Source organism: Actinosynnema sp. NPDC023658 (assembly GCF_040639995.1).
Lineage (GTDB): Bacteria > Actinomycetota > Actinomycetes > Mycobacteriales > Pseudonocardiaceae > Actinosynnema.
The window spans coordinates 1-3,136 of the sequence record NZ_JBFAAX010000673.1 but is presented as its reverse complement, the minus strand read 5'-3'; the positions used below and the strand labels follow the sequence as shown (position 1 = coordinate 3,136).

The 3,136-nt window shown below is 72.1% G+C and carries 4 protein-coding genes; all 4 read right to left on the bottom strand.

The features are described from left to right. A partial coding sequence (locus tag AB0G02_RS32975) for a respiratory nitrate reductase subunit gamma (protein ID WP_360802092.1) occupies nt 1-143 on the bottom strand: 143 nt, incomplete at its 3' end. Continuing rightward, nucleotides 140-742 (bottom strand): nitrate reductase molybdenum cofactor assembly chaperone, encoded by a 603-nt coding sequence (narJ, locus tag AB0G02_RS32970; RefSeq protein ID WP_360802089.1) that lies wholly within the window; start codon nt 740-742, stop codon nt 140-142. The genes AB0G02_RS32975 and narJ, both read right to left, overlap by 4 nt. Continuing rightward, on the bottom strand, nt 739-2,298 hold the full coding sequence (narH, locus tag AB0G02_RS32965; RefSeq protein ID WP_360802086.1) for a nitrate reductase subunit beta: 1,560 nt from the start codon (nt 2,296-2,298) through the stop codon (nt 739-741). The genes narJ and narH overlap by 4 nt, the downstream gene beginning before the upstream one ends. Continuing rightward, nucleotides 2,298-3,136, bottom strand: an 839-nt coding sequence (locus AB0G02_RS32960) for a molybdopterin dinucleotide binding domain-containing protein (RefSeq protein WP_360802083.1), incomplete at its 5' end; no start/stop codon positions are given. The genes narH and AB0G02_RS32960, both read right to left, overlap by 1 nt.

Here is a 3,136-nt window from a genome sequence, read left to right as displayed (position 1 = left end):
CGCAGCAGCCGGGACTCGTGCAGCTGGGAGCTGCGAGTGGTCCACCCGAACCGGTCGTGCCGGTAGCGCCACGCGGTGCCGCCGACGAGCACGGTGATCGTGACGTAGGGCAGCACCACCCACAGCAGCAGGTCGGGGGTCATCGGGTCGACTCCGGGTGTCGGGTGGGGTAGCCGAGCAGGACCGGTTCCAGCCCGACCTGCTCGACCGGTGCGTCGGCGGCGACCCGGCGGGCGTCGTCGCGGACCGGCACGGCGGTCAGCACGGCTGCCACGGCGGCCGCGTACGGGGTGTCCAGGGGCCGCAGGTTGCGGTGCAGCAGGTCGATCGCCGGGCGGTACCCGGCCAGCAGCCGCGTGCCCGGCTCGCCGGTGAGCGCCGCGAACTCCAGCAGCACGGGCAGGTAGTCGGGCAGCTCGTCCTCGGCCAGCGAGTAGCCGTGCCGCCGGTACTCCTGCTTCAGCGCGGCCAGCGAGCCGCCGCGCCTGCGGGTGTCGCCGTCGGTGTACCAGGTCAGGTGCAGGCACCGGTCGGCCTTGGTGTCGAACACCTCGACGTAGTGCCGGGCGGCCTCGACCGGCGGCGTGCGGTCCAGGTGGTCGAGCAGGGCGCCCAGCCCGGCGTCCGGCACCTCGTCCAGGCAGCGCCGCAGCAGGGGCAGCCGCTCGCGCAGGTCGTCGGGGTAGTGCAGGCAGTGCGACGCCACCTGGTAGCGCACCCTGGTCGCGTGCGACGCGCTCACGGCGCCTCCCGGGGCAGGGTCGGGAACAGCCCGGCCGGGCGTTCGCCGTCACGCCAGACGAACAGGTCGGTGCGCCCGTCCGGCGCGTCGCCCGCGGTCATGCCGGGGCCCCCGTCGGTGTCCAGGCTGCACGTGGTCGCGATGCCCTCCAGGTCGTGCGCCTGGCCGACGCCGGCGGTCGGGATCACGTACCGGTCCTCGTACTTCGCCACGGCCAGCAGCCGGTACATCGACTCCACCGTGTCGGCGTCCAGGCCGACCCTCGCCGGACCGGCGGGGTCCGGTGGCTCGCCCAGGTTGACCGCGCGCATGTGCGACCGCATGGCGGCGAGCCTGCGCAGCGCCATCCGCACCGGTTCGGGGTCGCTGGCGGTGAAGAGGCCGGCGAGGTAGTCCAGCGGGATGCGCAACGTGTCGATCGCGCCGAACAGGTTGGACGCCTCCTCACCGTCGAAACCCGTGCCCGCCAACGCGTCCACCACCGGCGACAGCGGCGGCACGTACCAGACCATCGGCATGGTCCGGTACTCCGGGTGCAGCGGCAGCGCGACGCGGTAGCGGCAGATCAGCTCGTACACCGGGGAGCGCCGGGCCGCGGTGATCCAGTCGTGCGGGATGCCCGCCCGCTCGGCCTCGCGCGCCACGGCGGGGTCGTGCGGGTCGAGGAACACGCCCAGCTGCGCCTGGTAGAGGCGCTGCTCGTCGGGGGTGCTCGCGGCGGCCCCGACCTTGTCCGCGTCGTAGAGCAGCACGCCGATGTAGCGCAGCCGGCCGACGCAGGTCTCCGCGCACACCGTGGGCTGGCCGACCTCCAGCCTCGGGTAGCAGAACGTGCACTTCTCGGCCTTGCCGGTCTTGTGGTTGAAGTACACCTTCTTGTACGGGCAACCGGAGACGCACATCCGCCAGCCGCGGCAGCGGTCCTGGTCCACGAGCACGATGCCGTCCTCGGAGCGCTTGTACATCGCGCCGGACGGGCAGGACGCCACGCACGTCGGGTTCAGGCAGTGCTCGCAGATGCGCGGCAGGTAGAACATGAACGACTGCTCGTAGTCGAAGCGGATCTCCCGGCCGAGCCGCTGCACGATCGGGTCGGCCGGCGCGTGCTCGGGCGCACCGCCCAGGCTGTCGTCCCAGTTCGGACCCCAGGTGACGTCGGTCGGTGCGCCGGTGATCGCGGACACCGGCCGGGCCACCGGGGTGTCCTCGCCCAACGGCGCGTCGGTGAGGGTGCGGTAGTCGTACGTCCACGGCTGGTAGTAGTCGTCCAGGTCCGGCAGGTCGGGGTTGGCGAACAGCGACAGCAGGCGTCGCAGCCGACCGCCCGCGGCGGGCACCAGCCGACCGCGCCGCAGCTTCCACCCGCCGCGCCACCGCTCCTGGTCCTCGTAGCGGCGCGGGTAGCCCTGCCCCGGTTTGGTCTCGACGTTGTTGAACCAGGCGTACTCCACCCCGTCGCGGTTGGTCCAGGTCTGCTTGCACGTGACCGAACAGGTGTGGCACCCGATGCACTTGTCCAGGTTCATCACCATGGCCAGCTGCGCCATGACCCGCATCAGTACCGCACCTCCTGGCTGCGCCGGCGCAGCACGGTGACCTCGTCGCGCTGGTTGCCGGTCGGCCCGTAGTAGTTGAGCGCGAAGGACATCTGCCCGTACCCGCCGACGAGGTGGGTCGGCTTGATCTGCAACCGGGTCAGGGAGTTGTGGATGCCGCCGCGCTTGCCGGTGGTCTCGCTCTTGGGGACGTTCACCGTCCGCTCCTGCGCGTGGTAGAGGAACACGGTGCCGGTGGGCATCCGGTGGGACACGATGGCCCGCCCGACCACGACGCCGTTGCGGTTGACCGCCTCGACCCAGTCGTTGTCCCGGACGCCGATGGCGTCGGCGTCGGCCGGGCTGACCCAGAACGCGGGCCCGCCGCGCGACAACGTCTGCATGATCGGGTTGTCCTGGTACTCGGAGTGGATCGACCACTTCGAGTGCGGCGTGAGGTACCGGACGGTCACCTCGGGGCCGTTGGGTCCGAGCCGCGGTTCGCCGAACAGCCGGTGCATGTCCAGCGGCGGCCGGTACACCGGCAGCTGCTCACCGATCTCGGCCACCCAGTCGTGGTCGAGGAAGAAGTGCTGCCTGCCGGTGAGGGTGTGCCACGGTTTGAGGTGCTCGACGTTGATGGTGAACGGCGCGTAGCGGCGCCCGCCGGACTCGTCGCCGGACCACTCCGGGCTCGTCACCACCGACGCCGGGCGGGACCGGGTGTCCGCGAAGGTGACGCGGTGCGCGCGGTCGTGCTCCACCAGCGGGCGCAGCGGCGTGCCGACCCGGTCCTCCAGGGCCGCGAAGCCCTCGTGGGCGATCCGGCCGTTGGTCGTGCCCGACAGCGCGAGCACCG